General features: G+C 65.2%; 13 protein-coding genes and 1 pseudogene. 5 read left to right on the forward strand and 9 right to left on the reverse strand.

The window, feature by feature from the left end:
- Positions 1-5 precede the first annotated feature (5 nt).
- On the reverse strand, positions 6-1,031 hold the full coding sequence (locus BRAD285_RS15080; protein ID WP_006609339.1) for an aspartate-semialdehyde dehydrogenase: 1,026 nt from the start codon (positions 1,029-1,031) through the stop codon (positions 6-8).
- 271 nt (positions 1,032-1,302) lie between these two features.
- Between BRAD285_RS15080 and tgt the strand changes: the two genes are divergently transcribed.
- Positions 1,303-2,451, forward strand: coding sequence for a tRNA guanosine(34) transglycosylase Tgt (gene tgt, locus BRAD285_RS15085; RefSeq protein ID WP_006609338.1), 1,149 nt, complete (start codon positions 1,303-1,305; stop codon positions 2,449-2,451).
- Positions 2,452-2,630: 179 nt separating this feature from the next.
- Positions 2,631-3,946, forward strand: a pseudogene (locus BRAD285_RS15095) (trehalose-6-phosphate synthase).
- Between the two features lie 157 nt (positions 3,947-4,103).
- On the opposite strand, the gene BRAD285_RS15100 reads toward BRAD285_RS15095, so the two are convergent.
- Positions 4,104-4,322 carry a hypothetical protein gene (locus BRAD285_RS15100; RefSeq protein ID WP_035644428.1) on the reverse strand — a complete coding sequence of 73 codons (219 nt, stop codon included), beginning with the start codon at positions 4,320-4,322 and terminating at the stop codon, positions 4,104-4,106.
- 535 nt (positions 4,323-4,857) lie between these two features.
- On the opposite strand from BRAD285_RS15100, the gene cysK reads away from it, so the two are divergent.
- Together cysK and BRAD285_RS15110 are read left to right on the forward strand one after the other, a co-directional pair.
- Positions 4,858-5,826, forward strand: a complete 969-nt coding sequence (cysK, locus tag BRAD285_RS15105; protein ID WP_006609335.1) for a cysteine synthase A — start codon at positions 4,858-4,860, stop codon at positions 5,824-5,826.
- Positions 5,827-5,828: 2 nt separating this feature from the next.
- On the forward strand, positions 5,829-6,068 hold the full coding sequence (locus tag BRAD285_RS15110; protein WP_006609334.1) for a BrnA antitoxin family protein: 240 nt from the start codon (positions 5,829-5,831) through the stop codon (positions 6,066-6,068).
- Between the two features lie 122 nt (positions 6,069-6,190).
- On the opposite strand, the gene BRAD285_RS15115 is transcribed toward BRAD285_RS15110, so the two are convergent.
- From BRAD285_RS15115 to BRAD285_RS15125, 3 genes are all read right to left on the reverse strand, one after another.
- Positions 6,191-7,603 carry a caspase family protein gene (locus BRAD285_RS15115; RefSeq protein WP_006609333.1) on the reverse strand — a complete coding sequence of 471 codons (1,413 nt, stop codon included), beginning with the start codon at positions 7,601-7,603 and terminating at the stop codon, positions 6,191-6,193.
- 164 nt (positions 7,604-7,767) lie between these two features.
- Positions 7,768-9,228: a caspase family protein gene (locus BRAD285_RS15120; protein WP_006609332.1), complete on the reverse strand. Its 1,461-nt coding sequence runs from the start codon at positions 9,226-9,228 to the stop codon at positions 7,768-7,770.
- Positions 9,229-9,437: 209 nt separating this feature from the next.
- Positions 9,438-10,325 carry a DMT family transporter gene (locus tag BRAD285_RS15125; RefSeq protein WP_006609331.1) on the reverse strand — a complete coding sequence of 296 codons (888 nt, stop codon included), beginning with the start codon at positions 10,323-10,325 and terminating at the stop codon, positions 9,438-9,440.
- A gap of 215 nt (positions 10,326-10,540) precedes the next feature.
- Here BRAD285_RS15125 and BRAD285_RS15130 point away from each other — a divergent pair, with 215 nt between their 5' ends.
- Positions 10,541-10,768 carry a hypothetical protein gene (locus tag BRAD285_RS15130; protein ID WP_006609330.1) on the forward strand — a complete coding sequence of 76 codons (228 nt, stop codon included), beginning with the start codon at positions 10,541-10,543 and terminating at the stop codon, positions 10,766-10,768.
- Between the two features lie 6 nt (positions 10,769-10,774).
- Here BRAD285_RS15130 and BRAD285_RS15135 read toward each other — a convergent pair whose 3' ends face one another.
- From BRAD285_RS15135 to BRAD285_RS15150, 4 genes are all read right to left on the reverse strand, one after another.
- On the reverse strand, positions 10,775-11,359 hold the full coding sequence (locus BRAD285_RS15135) for a hypothetical protein (RefSeq protein ID WP_050886721.1): 585 nt from the start codon (positions 11,357-11,359) through the stop codon (positions 10,775-10,777).
- On the reverse strand, positions 11,265-11,615 hold the full coding sequence (locus tag BRAD285_RS15140; protein WP_006609328.1) for a hypothetical protein: 351 nt from the start codon (positions 11,613-11,615) through the stop codon (positions 11,265-11,267). The genes BRAD285_RS15135 and BRAD285_RS15140 overlap by 95 nt, the downstream gene beginning before the upstream one ends.
- A gap of 294 nt (positions 11,616-11,909) precedes the next feature.
- On the reverse strand, positions 11,910-12,503 hold the full coding sequence (locus BRAD285_RS15145; RefSeq protein ID WP_006609327.1) for a formyltransferase family protein: 594 nt from the start codon (positions 12,501-12,503) through the stop codon (positions 11,910-11,912).
- A gap of 661 nt (positions 12,504-13,164) precedes the next feature.
- Entirely contained in the window at positions 13,165-17,397 is a 4,233-nt protein-coding gene (locus BRAD285_RS15150) for a tetratricopeptide repeat-containing sulfotransferase family protein (protein WP_006609326.1), read from the reverse strand.
- Positions 17,398-17,450: the final 53 nt, after the last annotated feature.

Below are 17,450 nucleotides of genomic sequence, written 5' to 3' on the forward strand. Positions count from 1 at the left end.
TGAGATCAGGCCATCACCCGCTCGGGCAGCAGCTCGGCGATCTGCACTGCGTTGAGCGCGGCGCCCTTCAGCAACTGGTCGGCGGCGACGAACATCGCGATCGAATGGCCGGACGGATCGGACAGATCCTTCCTGATGCGACCGACCAGCACGTCGTCCTGGCCGGAGGCGTCGACCGGCATCGGGAAGTAGTTCTTGGCGCGGTCGTCGACGATGCGCACGCCGGGCGCGGTCGCGAGGATGCGGCGGACGTCGTCCTCGGTGATCGGCTTCTCGCATTCGAAGGTGATGGCCTCGCAATGGGCGCGCAGCACCGGCACGCGGACGCAGGTGACGCCGATGGCGATGCCCTCGTCCTCGAAGATCTTGCGGGTCTCGTTGATGACCTTGGTCTCTTCGTCGTTGTAGCCGGTGTCGGGGTCGATGGCCGTGTTGTGGCTGAACAGATTGAAGGCGAACGGATGCGGCATCACCTTGGGCGCATAGACCTGGCCGTTGAGGTTGGCGCGGGTCGACTGCACCAGCTCGTCCATCGCGGCCGCTCCGGCGCCGCTGGCGGCCTGGTAGGTCGAGATGATCACGCGCTTGATGCGATTCTGCTGGTGGATCGGCCACAGCGGCACCAGCGCCGTGATCGCCGCGCAGTTCGGATTGGCGATGATGCCCTTGTGGTCGCGGATGCGGCGGGAGTTGATCTCCGGGATCACCAGCGGCACGTTCGGATCCATGCGGAAGGCCGAGGAATTGTCGACCACGACGGCGCCCGAGCGAACCGCTGAAGGCGCGAACTTCTTGGAGATGCCGCTGCCGGCCGAGAACAGCGCGATGTCGACGCCCTCGAAGGAGCGCTCATTGAGCTCCTCGACCACGATCGTCTGGCCGCGGAAGGTGAGGGTCTGGCCAGCCGAGCGTGCGCTCGCCAGCGCCTTGAGCTTGCCGACGCGAACGTTGCGGCGGTCCAGGGTGGCGATGAACTCGGCGCCGACGGCGCCGGTCACGCCGACGATGGCAATGGTGGGATCTTGCGGCACTTCTCAGGTCTCCGGTTGAAATTTGGGCATAAAAAAAGCCCCGGACCTTCATCAGGCGGGGCTTCGGTTCGAAGATGGTCGCGATATCGTTCGATTACGCGCGCACGCCTCCCGAGTCCCCCTGGGGCTTGGTGGTTTTCGTCGTGCGTTTGGTCGCGGTGAACATGGGGCGGACCATAGGGACGTGAGGTTCCGCCGTCAACGGCCCTGATCGGCCAAACACCGCCGATCGCGGTTGAATCGAGGACGATCCTGACGCAATAAGCCGGCCATGAGCTCCCCAGCTAACGACCTTCCCAACCATTTCGAATTGCTCGGCACCGATGGCGCGACGCGCACCGGCCGGCTGACGACGCCGCATGGCGTGGTCCGGACCCCGGCCTTCATGCCGGTCGGCACCGCCGGCGCCATGAAGGGCATCCACTGGCGCGACGTGCGCGAGGCCGGCGCCGATATCGTGCTCGGCAACACCTATCATCTGATGCTGCGGCCCACGGCGGAGCGGATCGCGGCGCTCGGCGGCCTGCAGCGCTTCACCGGCTGGGGCGGGCCGATGCTGACGGATTCCGGCGGTTTCCAGGTCATGTCGCTGTCGGGCTTACGCAAGGTCACCGAGCAGGCGGTGACGTTCCGCTCGCATATCGACGGTGCCAAGATCGAGCTGTCGCCCGAGCGCGCGATCGAGGTGCAGCGGCTGCTCAACTCCGACATCGCGATGCAGCTCGACGAATGCGTCCGGCTGCCGGCGGAGCCCGCCGATATCGAGCGTGCGATGCGGCTGTCGCTGCGCTGGGCCGAGCGCTGCCGCCGCGCGTTCGAGAGCGCGCCCGCCGGCTACATGCTGTTCGGGATCGTGCAGGGTGGCGATGTGCCGGCGCTGCGCGTGGCGAGCGCACAGGCGCTGGTCGACATCGGCTTTCATGGCTATGCGATCGGCGGCCTCGCCGTCGGCGAGCCACAGGCCGTCATGCTCGAGATGATCGAGGCCACCGTGCCGGCGCTGCCGGCCGACCGGCCGCGCTATTTGATGGGCGTCGGCACGCCGGACGATCTCCTGGAGTCGGTGAAGCGTGGCGTCGACATGTTCGACTGCGTGCTGCCGACCCGCAACGGCCGCCACGGCGTGGCCTATACGCGCTTCGGGCCCGTCAACCTGCGCAACGCTCGTCATGCCGATGATGCCCGGCCGCTCGACGAGGAGAGCCCGTGGCCGCCGGCGCGCAGCTATGCGCGTGCCTATCTACATCACCTCATTAAGGCCGGTGAGGCGCTCGGGGCGACGCTGCTGTCGGAGATCAACATCGCCTATTTCCAGCAGCTGATGGCCGGGATGCGCGAGGCCATCGCGCAAGGGCGCTTCACCGAATTCTACGAACGCACCAAGGCCGATTGGGCCCACGGCGATATCGCTCCGCTGTGAAATTGCTCACGCAATTCAAGGTTGCGTGATCCAGAATTGTCGTGCCAGTCACACGCCTGCAAGGTATCGCTATTATGATACCGTGAGCGCGGAGGTGGACATTGGGCCGGCTGATCATTGTTTCCAATCGCGTCAACCCTCCATCGAGCGCGGGCGACGAGAGCGTCGGCGGATTGGCCATGGCGCTGGCGGCCGCCTTGCGCGGCAGCTCGGGACTGTGGTTCGGCTGGACTGGGAAAACTGCCAGTACCTATTCGGGTCAACTGAAGGTCGAGCGCATCGGCGGCGTGATGACCGCCACCATCGACCTCGACGAGGCGGGGTTCTGCAACTACTACAACGGCTATTCCAACAAGACCCTGTGGCCGCTGTTGCACTACCGCCCGACCTCGCGGTCTATGACCGCGACTTTCAACACGGCTACCGGATGGTGAACGAGCGCTTTGCGGATGCGCTTGCGCCGCTCGTCGAGCCGGATGACCTGATCTGGATCCACGACTATCATCTGATCCCGCTGGGGCGCGAGCTGCGGCGTCGCGGGTTTACGAACCGGATCGGCTTTTTTCTCCATGTGCCCTGGCCGGCCGCGCAGGTGTTCGTCAATCTGCCCGAGCACCGCGATCTCGTTCAGGCGCTGTTTGCCTATGATCTGCTCGGCTTCCAGATTCAGGACTATCTCCAGGCGTTCGAGGACTACGTCGTCTCGCAGGCGGCCGGCCGGCGAACGGAGGAGGGGCTGCTCTCGGCCTTTGACCGTTCGGTCGAGACCGGCGTCTTTCCGATCGGCATCGACGCTCCGGAGTTCGCGCGGCTGGCGCGCACGCAGACGGCGCGATCCAGCCGCGAGCGGCTGATCGGGGCGACTGCCGGCCGGAGGCTCATCGTCGGCGTCGACCGCCTGGATTATTCCAAGGGTATGGAGGAGCGCTTCCTCGGCTTCGAGCGCTTTCTCGCCGATCACGCCGAGCTGCGCAGCCAGGTGCTGATGCTGCAGGTCGCGCCCGTCAGCCGCGAGCAGGTGCTCGCCTATCAGGAGATCCGAAGCCGGCTGGACGCGCTGTCGGGGCGAATTAACGGAGAGTATTCCGACGTCGACTGGACGCCGCTCCGCTACGTCAACAAAAGCTACCGGCGGGATGAGCTCGCCGGGATCTATGCCGCCTCATGCGTCGGGCTGGTAACGCCGCTGCGTGATGGCATGAACCTGGTCGCCAAGGAATATATCGCGGCCCAGGACCCGGAAGATCCAGGCGTGCTGATCCTGTCGCGGTTCACCGGGGCGGCACGCGAGCTGGACGCAGCGTTGCTGGTCAACCCGAACAGCCGGGAAGAAGTCGCGGACGCGTTGCGCCGGGCACTGACCATGGATCACGCCGAGCGCACCGCGCGATGGCTGGCGCTCTACGACGTGGTCAGCCGTAACGATGTGCAGGCCTGGCGGGACAGCTTCGTTGCGCGTCTGATGGCGACGAGCCGCCTTCCGATTGCGGCATGACCGGTACCAGCCGTTCGCGCGCGATCCGTCGTACAATTAACCCCGCCACGCCGAGAGCGCGGGGCAGGTGACGTGCCCGCAACGGGCAAGGGGGTGAGTTTTTGAGGCAAAGTCTGTCACGGGACGTGACGCTCCCCGCATCACCGTTACGAGCCGCTCAATTGCAGACGAAACGGCTCCTGAGCGTGTGCTTCGTCACGAAGCCGTAGCCGCAGGTGTCGCAGGTCCAGAGATAGCTGATCACATTGTCGGCCAGATAGGCCGAGGCCTCCGCAGCGATCATGGAGTCGGCGCAGACCGGGCATGTCGGCAAGTCGCAGCCGCGAGGATCGGGCCGGGGCGATGCGGTCGACACGAGATCAGCGAGTGCTGACATAGGGACCTCCTGAGGCGATCTCTTTGTTGTCGTTTTCTGTTTGAATGGCGTCAATTTGAGCATGTCGTTTTTCGAACTTGTCTCATTCCGACTCGTCCGATTTCGACGCTTCAAAGTTTCAACTCGTCCAACTTCCAACGGTCTGAAGTGCGTCACACGAATTCAGTCACACAAAGAGTTTGTCTGGTGGTCTCTTCTTATAGGATCCGATTTTGGATGATCTGTTCTATGGAAGCGGCTTCGGGTGGCATCAACATTCTGCTTATACCATTCCCAAGATGACATCTTGCTGATGTCCGCTTGGGCCGCAGGCGATGCACACCGTGAATCTCCGCCCTACTGAAGTTGAACATACACCCAGTCTGTTGACCTTGTCGCAACACAAATGCGTAGGTTTTGCGCAATTTAACGACGACTTGTTGTGCGTCGCGATGATCGTACCATCGCGCAAACGTGCTTGCGCAGCGCAGCAGGCTCGCTGAAGATAGTCAGGACCTCTGTCGATACCGCGCCGACGTGCGCAAGGAGTGATTTCATGGATTCGTCAGCTACGACACAGCGTCCTGGACGCGGCCGCGTATTTGACTCAATTGTCGACGCATTCGGCAACACACCGATTGTGCGTCTGCGAAAGCTGCCGGAGCAGCACGGCGTCAAGGCCACCATCCTGGCCAAGCTGGAATACTTCAATCCTGCCGCGAGCGTGAAGGACCGCATCGGCGTCGGCATGATCCTGGCGATGGAGCAGGCCGGGGTGCTCAAGCCGGACACGGTGCTGATCGAGCCGACCTCCGGCAATACCGGCATTGCGCTGGCCTTCGTGGCGGCGGCGCGCGGCTACAAGCTGAAGCTGGTGATGCCGGAGTCGATGTCGGTCGAGCGGCGCAAGATGCTCGCCTTCCTCGGCGCCGAGATCGTGCTGACGCCGGCTTCGCAGGGCATGAAGGGCGCGATCGCCACCGCCGAGGAGCTGCTGCGGAGCACGCCGAACTCGGTGATGCCGCAGCAGTTCAAGAACCTCGCCAATCCCGAGATCCATCGCCGCACCACGGCGGAGGAAATCTGGAACGACACTGCTGGCAATATCGACCTGTTCGTCGCCGGCGTCGGCACCGGCGGCACCATCACCGGTGTTGGCCAGGTGCTGAAGTCGCGCAAGCCCAGCCTGAAGGTGGTCGCTGTCGAGCCCGAGGAGAGCCCGGTGCTGTCGGGCGGCCAGCACTCTCCGCACAAGATCCAGGGCATCGGCGCCGGCTTCGTGCCTGACATTCTCGATCGCTCCGTCATCGACGAGATCGTCAAGATCAACAGCACGACCGCCATCGAGACCTCGCGCGCGCTGGCGCGCAACGAGGGCATCCCTGGCGGCATCTCCTCAGGCGCGGCGATTGCTGCGGCGATCGAGCTCGGCAAGCGGCCGGAGAATGCGGGCAAGACGATCCTGGCGATCGTCCCGTCGTTCTCGGAACGTTATCTGTCCACGGCGCTGTTCGAAGGGATCTGATCATGGCCGATCAGCCGCGACGTCCGCGCACGCTCGCCGATGCCCGCACTGAGGCGGAGGCGGCGTTCAAGAAGGTCACCACCAAGCCTGTCGAGGCGCCGCCGAAGAAGGCGGCTGTCCCGGGCGTGCGCGAGCAGGTGACGTTGCGCATCGATCAGGATGTGCTGGAGCACTTCCAATCCCAAGGCCCCGGCTGGCAGGATCGCATGAATGCGGCGCTGCGCAAGGCCGCGGGGCTCTGATCGGTCTTGAGCTAACCAAGCGGCGGGGCTTTGCCGCGCCGCTTGGTTGCTGCTTCAGCGGCCGCGTCGTCTGGCCTCGGCTCTCAAGCCGTAGGAAGTTGCGTTGAGCGCAGGACGGTCGCTCAGCGCCGGAACGCACCGCCGAGCATTCCGCCCATGACCCCGCCGATGAAGGCTGCGCCGGCGTCCGGCCCGCTGCGGTGATAGCCACCGCCGCCACCGCTGCTGCGTTGCGCGCGGCGGGCAGGGCGCTCCTCATTTGCGCTGGCGGTCGCCGCGGCCGGAACGATCTCGGCGAGCAGGGCCTTGTGCTGCAGCTTCGTCAGATAGCCGCTCGACGGATAGCCGCGTGCCGCCTGCCAGCGCTTGAGCACGGCGCGCGTGGGCTCGTCGAACTTGCCGGTCGTCTTGGTGTCGAAGCCGAGCCCGGTGAGGCGGCGCTGCACGTCGCGGCGCAGGCCCTTGTCGAGACCGATCTGGTCTTCTGTGATCTGCGTGCCCTGTTCGGTGAAGGTCGCGGGATCGACGCCCGTGGTCAGGTTGCGCGTCGTCGTTGAGGGCCCATTCTCCAGCGAGGCGACTCGCGCCAGCGCCAATGACCTGAACTGGCCGTTGGGATAATTGGTGAGGTAGGCCTTGAGCTCTTCGGCCTTGTTGGAGTCTTTGACCGAGCGCCAGAACTCGAGCTCCACATCGTTCGCGGGCTGCACGGCTGCGACGATCGCCGGAGCAGCGGCGGTAGTCGCCCCGCCGGCCGCCGGATTGAGATAGACGGCGCCGATCAGGTTGGTGTGTCCCCAGGGCAGCTGGCCTTTGGCGGTTTCTTCGTTCACCTGGGCGCGGACAGAGGTCATCGCCTGCTGGATCTCGACGCCGGGCTTAGTGATGTGCGCGATCAAAGCGCGCGTGAACGGGCTGTTGGTGCCGGCCTCGCCGTCGAGCGCCGTCTGGCCCGGGCCGGTGGCGAACGCGATCAAGGTGCCTTCGCCGGACTTCATCTCGGCAAGGCCGGTCTGCACCGAGACGCTGCGGGTCGAAGCCGTCGACCTGATCTTGGCGGCGAACGGGTTGTCGCGGCAGGCGTCGAGGAACACCAGCTTGACCTTGGCGTCCGCCAGCGTCTGCTCGAGCGTGACGTCGACATTGATGGCCGCGCCGAGCTTGGCATCCATCTCGGACTTGATGTCGGCGTCGATCGGCAGCAGGTAGTTGGTCCCGGAGATCGCGATGCCGTGGCCGGCATAATAGAACACGGCGACGTCGGCGCCCTGGCTGCGGCGGCCAAACTCCAGCAGCTTCTCGGTCATCTGCTCGCGATTGAGGTTGGTGCCCTCGACGACGTCGAAGCCGACATTGCGCAAGGTCACCGCCATCGCACTGGCATCGACCGGCGGGTTTGGCAGCTGGGCCACGTTCTTATAGGCGCCATTGCCGACCACGAAGGCGACGCGCCGATCGGCCATGGCCGTGTCGATCGCCAGCGCAGACCAGACCAGCGACACCACGAGCGCCGGAATGAGGCTGAGCACCCGCATCTGAAATCCCCCTGGAGCAAGCAAAATGAGCGACTGAAAACCGCCATCTTGTCTACACCAAAAAGCCGTGATTGGCCCAAGTCAAATCAGCAGTTGTGAGCTGACGGGCAAGCAAAAAGCCCGCACCTTGCGGCGCGGGCTTTGCGTCTTGAGCGGACCGGTCGTCAGCGGCGCAGGGCGCTGCCGAGCACGCCGCCCATCATGCCGCCGATGAAGGCGGCGCCGGCGGCATTGCCGGCGTTGTCCTGCGGCGGCGGGTTGCGATAGACCGGCGCGCCCTGCGGCGGCGGGCTGCCGGCGGCGACGTTGCCCGCCGGCTTGGGGCGGCGCGGCTTGGCCTCATCGCCGACCGCGGCGGTCGCAGGCGTCGGCTGGGGCTCGGCCAGGAGCGCCTTGTGCTGCAGCTTGGTCAGGAAGCCCGTGGAGGGGAAGCCGCGCGCGGCTTGCCAGCGCTTCATGACGCCGCGGGTCTCGTCGTCGAACACGCCGGTCATCTTGGTGTCGAAGCCGAGCCCGGTGAGGCGGCGCTGCACGTCGCGGCGCTTGGTCTTGTCGAGGCCGATCTGGTCCTCGCTGACCTGGGTGCCTTCCTCGGTATAGGTCGCGGGATCGACGCCCTTGGCGACGTTGCGGGTCGCGGTGTTGACGGCGCCGGTCTCGATCGAGGCAATGCGGGCCATCGCCAGCGACTTGAACTGACCGTTCGGATAGGTCGCGAGATAGGCGTTGAGCTCTTCCGGCTTGTTCGAGTCCTTCACCGAGCGCCAGAACTCGAGCTCGGCCTCTGCAGCCGTCGGGCTTGCCGCGGCGGCGGCCGGCGTCGTGCCGGGAGTTGCAGCCGTCGTCGCCGGCGCGGCTGCCGGGTTGAGATAGACCGCACCGATCAGGTTGGTGTGACCCCAGGGCAGCTGGCCCTTGCTGGTCTCCTCGTTGACCTGGGCGCGCACGGACGTCATCGCCTGCTGGATCTCCACACCGGGCTGGGCGATGTGTGAGATCAGCGCGCGGGTGAACGGGCTGTTGGCGCCGGCGTCACCATCGAGCGCGGTCTGGCCGGGACCGGTCGCGAACGCGATCAGCGTGCCTTCGCCCGACTTCATCTCGGCGAGGCCGGTCTGCACCGACACGCTGCGGGTCGGCGAGTTCGACTTGATCTTGGCGGCGAACGGGTTGTCGCGGCAGGCGTCGAGGAACACCAGCTTGACCTTGGCATCGCCCATCGTCTGGTCGAGCGTCACGTCGATGTTGATCGCGGAGCCCAGCTTGACGTCCATCTCGGATTTCAGATCGGCGTCGACCGGCAGCAGATAGTTGGTGCCGGCGATCGCGATGCCGTGGCCGGCATAGTAGAACACCGCGATATCGGCGCCCTGCGCCTTGCGCCCGAAGTCGAGCAACTTCTCGGTCATCTTGTCGCGCGTGAGATTGGTGCCCTCGACAACGTCGAAGCCGACATTGCGCAAGGTCGCAGCCATCGCCTTGGCGTCGACAGGCGGGTTCGGCAACTGGGCCACGCTCTTATAGGCGCCGTTGCCGACGACGAAGGCGACCCGGCGGTCGGCCTTCGCGGCTCCGGCCGTCAGCACCATGCAGAGCAGCGACAGGGTGATGGTGAAAAAGCGCATCAGGAGATCCCCCAACGATCAAGCGAAGCGGTCACTGCAGCATTTGTCGTCGTTCAGGACGAAAAGTCTTGTTCCAGAAGAAAAAATCTCGCTTTCGCCACAAATCAAACCGCGAGTGTTGCGCACGGCCAACGCCGATCGCGTGTATGCCAGGAGTTCCGTGAGAGAGGTCACAGACCGCTGGGCGCGCCAAGCCGGAAAAGTCCGGATCAGCCCTGCGACGTGTTGACCGCAACCGGTCGCGGCTGAGGCGGCCGCAGGTTCAGCAGGTTGCCGGCGAGAATCAGCACGGCGCCCAACACGGTGAATCCGTCGAGCCGCTCCGAATACACCAGCCAGCCGACCGTCGCGGTCAGCGGCACGCGCAGGAAGTCCATCGGGATCACGATGGTGGCGTCGGCATAGAGCATCGCGCGCGCCATGCAGAAGTGCGAGAAGGTGCCGCAGAGGGCGACGAGGACGATCCAGCCCCAGGCCGTGGCCGACGGCCACGACCAGAGCAGCAGCGTCGGCACCAGACCGGCGACCGCCTGCACCGTCAGCATCCAGAAGATGATCGAGACGGTGGGCTCGGTCCGCGTCAGGAATTTGACCAGCGCGATCGAGATGCCGAAGCCGACGGCGGCGGCCAACGCAATCAGCTGACCCGGATTGATCGCGCCGGTATCCGGCCGCACGATCACCACGACGCCGACAAGGCCCAAGATGATCGCTGCGAGCTTGAACAGGGTGATCCGCTCGCCGAGGAATGTGGCTGCGAGCAGGGCGGTCCAGATCGGCATCGTGAACTCGATCGCGACCACTTGGCCGATCGGAATCAGAGTGAGAGCAAAGAACCAGCCGAGCTGCGCCCCGTAGTGGATTAGGTTGCGGGCTGCGTGCAGCTTGAGCCGCGTCGTGCGCAGCGTGGCGAAGCCGCCGCTCAACGCAATCACCGGCGACAGCATCACGAGGCCGAGGAGACAGCGCAGCTCCATCAGCTCGAACACGTTGAGCTCGCGCATTGCCTCACGCCCGGCCACCGCCATGACCAGCATGAGGCTGAGCCAGCCGGTCATCCACAACGCAGCCATCAGTTTCGAAGCGGGGCGAGTCATGCAGCGGGAGAGGCGAGGCGGGCGGGAGCGGCTGTATCACCTCGCGTGCAAAGCATTGCAAACGAAATCAACGGTGCAGTGCACCACGTGGCCCCAGCAAGGGGAGCGACGCGCCATGATAAACGCCACGAGAAACACTGTGAGAAAAACGTGGAGTGTGAGGGCGTTTCGTCCTAAAGCGACCGCCGCGAAACAGCCAAGGGCAGCTTTGACACATGACCGACCGTGCCGCCTCAGCCGACTTCCTGACCGCCTTCGCCACGGGCTGGCCGGAGCGCGAGCCTCACCTGATGGTGCTGTCGCTGACCACGCAGAAGGGCGTGCAGGATTTCGCCATGACGCGCGAGCAGGCGCTGCTGGTCGCCAAGACCATCAAGCGCACCGCGGCGCAGCTTGCCCCGGCTCCGGCCGGAGCGCCGTCGCCAGGAATCAAGCGCGCCTGAGCGCCGTCACCGCGACAGCGAGATGTTCGCTGCGCGGAACTGGCTATCGGCGCGGATCGATACTGATTGCTTGTTGCCGCGGGTGGCGAGCGCGATGTTGGCATTGAAGCCGGCGGTCGAGGCAGCCAGCTGGAAATTGCCGCCGCCGCCGCGCCCCTGAAGCACGCCGCTGACGCCACGGCTGGTTTCGGTCCACGTGCCCGAGATAGCCGAGCCCTCGGCGATCACCTCGGCCTGCAGACCGAACTTGTAGGCGTCGCTGGCGCAAGTGAGCACCAGGGTCATGCGCGGGCCGGCAACATCATAGTGAGCCCGGCAGCGGATGCGTTCGGTGGAGCCATCCTCGAGGGCGACGGTGCCGCCGCCACCCCAGTTTCCCGCCAGGCCGGTAAACGGACCTGGATCGGCGCGCAGCGGCGATGCCGCGATACCGGCGGCCAAAACGATCGCGGCGGCCGAGAGCCGCCGCGTGACCTGTTGCAGAGAGCCGAAGCCGTTACAGGCGCGAGGCCTGCCAGCGACCGCTGCACGGAATGCCTGCAGAGGCTCCGTTCCACTTGCCTGAACCCGAATTGCCGCTGAGCTGCCCATTCGCATATGCGCCATTGATCGAGACCTTGACGAGGCCTTCGCGCCCGATCGAACCCGATACGTTGGCGCCAGCCGCCGAAATCTTACCGTCTGCGACGATCAGGGTCGAGCTGGCCGTGGGCTCGCAGCTGCCGCTGCTGGTGACGATCGTGACCTGCCACTGGCCGTCATAGGGCGACTGGGCGAATGCGGGGGCGGCCGAGCTGCCCACCAGGATCGACGCGGCGAATGCCATTCCAATGCGGTCGAGACGCATGAATCTTGTCCCTCAATATCGTTGATGAGGTCAGCTTATTTGGACGAATTGTGACGAAAATTTGCCGCACTGCCGAAAGTAAATTTTATCGAGCAGTTCCAGTCTGTTAACGATTAACGCGAAACCCGCTTTTGAGGCATTCGGGCGGCATTGTGGGTAAACTGCGCCTTCGCGCACGACATGAGCAGATGATGGCCATAGCCCTGCGTTGACAGAACATCCGTTCGTGGCAAGCGTCGCGCCGTCTCGGCCAAGGCCGCGCGAGGGTCATGGCCATTGCCTCGGGAGAGGCGCTCAGTGCGGCGTGATGCTGGGCGCCTTGGTCGCGAACTGCTCGTCCTGCGGCTTGGCTGGGATGGTGCCGGTCGCCTTGGCTGATTCGACGACGTCGCCGAGCAGCTTGAGGCCGAGCGGCGCCAGCGCGCGCTCCCACAATTCGCGGGCGGTCTCACCCTTCTTGACGAAGCACCAGTCCTGGGCCGCGATGGCGCCCGCGTCCATCCGCTCGGCGAGGTGATAGATGGTGCCGCCGGCGACCGGATCGCCTTCCTTGATCGTCCATTCCACCGCGGCGATGCCGCGGTGCCGCGGCAGCAGCGAGGGATGGTAGCCGATGCCGCCGAGCTTGGCGGCGGCAACTGCCTCCTGCGTGACGCGGGCGTGGCTGTGCGCGGTCACGATCAGGTCGGTGCCAGGGGCGATCTCGCTGGCTGGCACCACCTTGGGATCGGCCTGGACCACGACCTCGATCCCGGCCGCGCGCGCCGCTGCGGCAAGCCGGTCCTCGCCGTCATGCACGACCACGCGTGCGATCTCGATGCCTCTCTCGCGCAACATGTTCAGTGTGGCGACACCGAAATGGCGGGAGCCGACGAGAGTGATGCGCATGGTTCGGGATCTTCCATGGTTGGGCGGGGTGGTGTCCGGGTCAAACCAAGCCTTGGCGCCGAGGTCAAGCGCCTGCTGTGCTTTCCTCCCATCCCAGCCGTCGGGATCTCGCCGGGCCGGCAGGTGGCCGGGATCGTCCAGACGACCCATGTTCCGGAGGATGGGACCCCCGTCTCAGCCGGGCGGCTGGTCAGATCCGGCGGAGCGACCTGGCCGGCCGGCGGAGGGCGGGACAGCCGGGCGCCACTCACGGCGGAGCGCCGGCCGTGTCCGTCACCATCGTTCGTCGGGTCGATGTCTTGATCAAGTCGCGGTCTTTGCGGCAGAGCAAAGCTCGCTGGAACGCAACGAACTAATGAGCTGGACTATCAGCTCGTCGCCGCCACGGACATTCATGGGAAGCACGCTCGTTCAGGCTGGATTTGACCGGTGTGCGAACGCAAATCGCGTCCACCCGGTCTGATCCTGGTCGATACAACTTTTGATTGTGTAATTAGCTGCCGGTCGTGCGTAGTAAGACTGACGCCTAGGCGTATGATGGAGATAATTTCTTAAACGCCGTCACGCAGAATACAAAAGCCGCTCCGCCGCGCGGCCGGATAGCCGGGTGCCGCGCCTGTCACCGATCCCTGGGCAACAGCACCCGGTTATTTGCCGGCGGTCAGGTCGCTTCCGCCGCCGGCGGTACTTCGTCGAGGCCGAGCGCTTGGCGCAGCGGCCCGAGATGCTTCTCGTAGCGGCGCCAGCTTCCGATCGCGCGACGGTAGATCGGCTCGCGCACCTGCATCAGGCTCGCGGTTCGCACGGTGCGCTCGGTGCGGTGGAAGTCGAGGCAGGCATCCTCCCAGTCCAGCCCGCAATGATCGAGCACCCGGCGTGCGACGCCCTCGAGGTCGTCGACCATGTCCTCGTACTGCACGTCGATCAGGACGCCCGGCGGCAGCACCTTGTGCCAATGTTCCATCACGCCCTCATAGCCCCGGTAGTAGTGGCCGAGTTCCGTGAGGTCGTAGGCAAACGGCTGGGCTCCGGTGAACAGCAGCTGATAGCAGGAGATGCAGTTGTCCAGCGGGTCACGCCTGGTGTTGATGATCCGGGCGCGCGGAAACGCCGCATGGATCAGGCCGACGAACAGGAAGTTGAGCGGCATCTTGTCGACGATGCGCTCGGCCTCAGGCGCCAGGATGCGCACGCGAGCGGTGTATTCCTGCCCGAGCTTGGTCATTTCCTCCGGCGGCAGCAGCATGACGAGATCGGGGTAGTTCGGAACCACCTTCTGCCGCGTGGCGCATTCGCCAACCAGGTCCTTGAAGGTCTCGAGCTCGCCCGCACCGAATACCTTGGAATGGCTCGCCAGCACCTGCTCCATCAGCGTGGTTCCGGAGCGCGGCATGCCGACGATGAAGATCGGCGCCCAGGACTCGTCGCCATGACCCGCAACCGTGCGGAAGAACTCGGGCGTGAAACGGCTGGCGACGTTCTTCATCATGTCGAGCCGCTGCCCGGAGTCGTAGTCGAAGGTCTGGCGCTTGAGCGTGTTGGCCTTGTGCAGATGCGAGAAGGCGGCGTCGTAGTCCTTCAGATCCGACAGCGCCTTGCCAAACGCAAAATGGGCCGCGATCTGCTTCTCCTGGTCGAGCTGGTCGATTCGAGCCATCAGGCTTTGCAGGCCGGGCAGGCGGCTGTCGTCCGGCTTGAACTTCGACATGTTCGCCAGATTGAGGTGGATCGGCGCGTCATCCGGCGCGAGCTCCAAGGCTTTCTGGAACGCCGCGGTCGCCTCATCGAAGCGGCCGAGCGCCTGGTAGGCGACACCGAGATTGTTGTAGGAGCCGAACCGCTCCGGCTTGATCTTGATGGCCAGGAGGTTCTGCTCGATCGATTCCTCGAGCCGGTTGAGCTCGAGGAACGCATTGCCGAGATTGCCGTAGGCATCGGCATAGTCGGGCCGGCTCGCAATCGCGCGCTGGTAGTGCTCGATCGCGCGCTCGCGATGGCCCTGCCGCAGCAGCACGTTGGCGATGTTGTTGTGAGTCTCGGCGTGTTCGGGGCTGAAATCGAGAACCTTGAGGTAGTGTCTCGCTGCCTCGATATCCTTGCCTGACGTATACAGCAGATTGCCGAGCGCAAAATGCGCATCGAGGTGCTGCGGCTTGTTGTCGATCGCCCGCCGCAGCAGGGCCATCGCCTCGTCGATCAGTCCCTGGTTCTGCCGAACCATGGCAAAGCCGTAGAGAATGCCGGGATGGCTCGGCGACAGCGTCAGTGCCGTCTCGTAGTGCCGGACCGCCTCGTCGTAGCGGCCCGCGGAGCCTTCGACGGCGCCGATGCTGCCATGGGCCTCGGCGGAGTTGGCATTCACCGCCACCGCGCGGACGAAATAGTCCTTGGCTTCCTCGAGGCGGCTGTAAGTGGTTGAGATCATGCCGAGGCCGACGAGGGCCTCGAAATTGGTCGGCTGGCCGGCCAGGATCAGCTTGAAGATCTGCTCGGCATCACTGATTTCGCCGCGGCTCTGCAGCTTCTTGGCGACAGCGAGGACGCCGTCCGCCAGCGTCTGCAGCGACGCGAGCTGCGTGGCGTCGAATGGGCGCGAGTCTTTCGTCGGCGTGACCACCGGCGGCGCGACGTTGACGGGCTGGGGCGGCGCCCCTCCGGCGATGGCCTCGGCGATCGTCGGCCTGAGAGCTTCGGTGCCGAGCGCATCGAGCAACGGTTTCAGGCGATCGCCATACATTCGCCAGCGGCCGACCGATCCGGAGAATAGCGGCTTGCGGACCTGCACGAGACTCGCGGTGTTGACCGGACGCTCGTTCTCATGGAACGACAGGCAGGCGTCGTTCCATTCGAGCCCGCTATGTGCGACGATCTTGCGGGCGTGCGCCTCGAAGTCGCGCACGACATCCTCATACGCCACTTCGAGCATGACGCCGTCCGGCAGGACATCGCGCCAGTGCTTCATCAGTTGCTCGTAGGCCCGGTAGTAGCGGCCGAGCTCGGCGAGGTCGTAGGCGAAGGGCTGCGGCTCCGCGAACAGCTGCGTATAGCACGACAGGCAGGTGTCGATAGGATTGCGCCGGACGTGAATGATGCGCGCGTTCGGCAGCGCGAGATGAATGAGCCCGGCAAACAGGAAGTTCGACGGCATCTTGTCGACGATGCGCTGCGTGTCCGGCGGCAGGTTCGTGAGCCGGTCGAGATAGGCGCGCGCGAGCGTCGAGATATCCGCGTCGGCGAGTTTGGCGAGCATCTCCGGATAGTCACCGCGGGAACGGTCGGTAAACAGCCCTGCGGCTGCCGCGAAGTAGTTGACCTCGCCAGCGCCATGAACCGCCGGGTGGCTGGCGAGGATCTGCTCGATCAGACTGGTGCCGGACCTGGGCATGCCGATCACGAACACGGGGGCGTCAGATGGATCGCCATGGCCGGCCCGCGCCCGCAGCACCTGTTTGGAGAAGACGGTGCGAATGCGCTCGATCTGGCGCAGCGCCTGGTTCTCGTCGTAGTTGATGCGGCGGCGCTCGAGGCCGTTGCCGGCATTGAGATGCAGCAGCGATCGTTCGCCATCCTTGATGTCGGCATAGGCGCGCCCGAGCGTGAAGTGCAGGGCGATGCGGGCGTCTTCGGTCAGGGTCTCGGAGCTCGATGCGAGCTCCTGGAGCGCGGGCCAGCGTGGGTCGTCGACGGCGAACGGCTTGACCACGCCGAGATTGAGGTGAGTGCCGATGCTGCGCGGGTTGACGGCTAACGCGGATTCATAGGCGCGCTCCGCTTCGTCGATCCGGCCCACGATCGTGAGGACGCCCGCGAGATGGTTCATGGTCGTCGTGTCGCGAGCATCGTGCGCAAGAGCGGTCTGATACCCGGCGATCGCCTCGTCGTATCGCTGCGCGTTGCGCAGCGAGTCCGCGCGATTGCGGTGGGCAACGGCGTAGTCTGGCCGCAGCCGCAGCGCTTCGTCATAATGGGAGAGGGCCTCATCGTGCCGGCCCGACGACTCCAACGCATTGGCGAAATTGTTGTGGGCCTCGGGGAAGTCCGGTCGCAGGGCGACCGCGCGCTCGTAGTGGAAAAGCGCTCCCGGCCAGCTCTTCATGTCCAGGTGGATATTGCCGAGATTGTAGTGGGCCTCGGCGAGTTGAGGGCTCAACGCGAGAGCCTTCTGCAGGTTGCGAATGGCGGCATCCAGTTCGCCGATCGCTTGATGACAGCCGCCGAGATTGAGCAGGACCATCGGCATGTTGGGCTCGATGGCGAGCGCCCGGGTGTAGTGAGCGATGGCTTCCGAATGACGGCCGAGCTGCCGGCAGACATCGCCGAGGCTGCTCGCAGCCGCTGCAAATTGCGGCCGCGCCGCGAGCGCCGCCTCATGATGCGACATGGCCTTCTCGTTTTGGCCGAGCCGCTGCAGGGCTAGGCCGAGCGCCTGGTGGAGGTCCGCATTGGTGGCATCGATCGCAAGCGCCTGTTGAAGGTGCTGCACGGCGGCTGCGGGATCCCCCAGGCCGTAGAGCGCGCCGCCGAGCAGCAGGCGGGGCTCGACCGAGGAGTCGTCCAGTGCGGCGGCGCGTGCGAAATGCGATGTCGCTTTGGCGAGGTCGCCCAAGCCTGCGAACGCTTTTCCGACGGTCAGGTGCAGCCCTGCCGAGTCGCCTGCAGCGTCCGCGGCGCGCTCCAGCAGGGTTCGCGCCTCATCGGCGTCACCGAGTTGCAGACGGACAGTCGCAAGGCTGCAAAGGGTCCGAAAATGCTGCGGCTGAAGAGCAAGCACTTTCCGGTAGGCCTCCTCGGCAATCTGCAGGGCGCGACCGTCGATCGGAGACGGGAATGGCGCGCGGGCGTTGCTCGATGCCGACACGAGACGGGGACGGAAGGCGAGGGCTGGCTCGTTCATGATCACAACTTACTGATGGTTCGACGAAAACAGTCTTCGGGTGGAATGAAGCG

The organism is Bradyrhizobium sp. ORS 285, assembly GCF_900176205.1.
Classification (GTDB): Bacteria; Pseudomonadota; Alphaproteobacteria; order Rhizobiales; family Xanthobacteraceae; genus Bradyrhizobium.

Bases quoted from the DNA above. Each gene is read 5' to 3' on its own strand.
- tgt (WP_006609338.1), top strand. From the start codon at position 1,303: ATGAGCTCCCCAGCTAACGACCTTCCCAACCATTTCGAATTGCTCGGC.
- BRAD285_RS15100 (WP_035644428.1), bottom strand. From the start codon at position 4,322: ATGTCAGCACTCGCTGATCTCGTGTCGACCGCATCGCCCCGGCCCGAT.
- cysK (WP_006609335.1), top strand. From the start codon at position 4,858: ATGGATTCGTCAGCTACGACACAGCGTCCTGGACGCGGCCGCGTATTT.
- BRAD285_RS15110 (WP_006609334.1), top strand. From the start codon at position 5,829: ATGGCCGATCAGCCGCGACGTCCGCGCACGCTCGCCGATGCCCGCACT.
- BRAD285_RS15115 (WP_006609333.1), bottom strand. From the start codon at position 7,603: ATGCGGGTGCTCAGCCTCATTCCGGCGCTCGTGGTGTCGCTGGTCTGG.
- BRAD285_RS15120 (WP_006609332.1), bottom strand. From the start codon at position 9,228: ATGCGCTTTTTCACCATCACCCTGTCGCTGCTCTGCATGGTGCTGACG.
- BRAD285_RS15125 (WP_006609331.1), bottom strand. From the start codon at position 10,325: ATGACTCGCCCCGCTTCGAAACTGATGGCTGCGTTGTGGATGACCGGC.
- BRAD285_RS15130 (WP_006609330.1), top strand. From the start codon at position 10,541: ATGACCGACCGTGCCGCCTCAGCCGACTTCCTGACCGCCTTCGCCACG.
- BRAD285_RS15135 (WP_050886721.1), bottom strand. From the start codon at position 11,359: ATGGGCAGCTCAGCGGCAATTCGGGTTCAGGCAAGTGGAACGGAGCCT.
- BRAD285_RS15140 (WP_006609328.1), bottom strand. From the start codon at position 11,615: ATGCGTCTCGACCGCATTGGAATGGCATTCGCCGCGTCGATCCTGGTG.
- BRAD285_RS15145 (WP_006609327.1), bottom strand. From the start codon at position 12,503: ATGCGCATCACTCTCGTCGGCTCCCGCCATTTCGGTGTCGCCACACTG.
- BRAD285_RS15150 (WP_006609326.1), bottom strand. From the start codon at position 17,397: ATGAACGAGCCAGCCCTCGCCTTCCGTCCCCGTCTCGTGTCGGCATCG.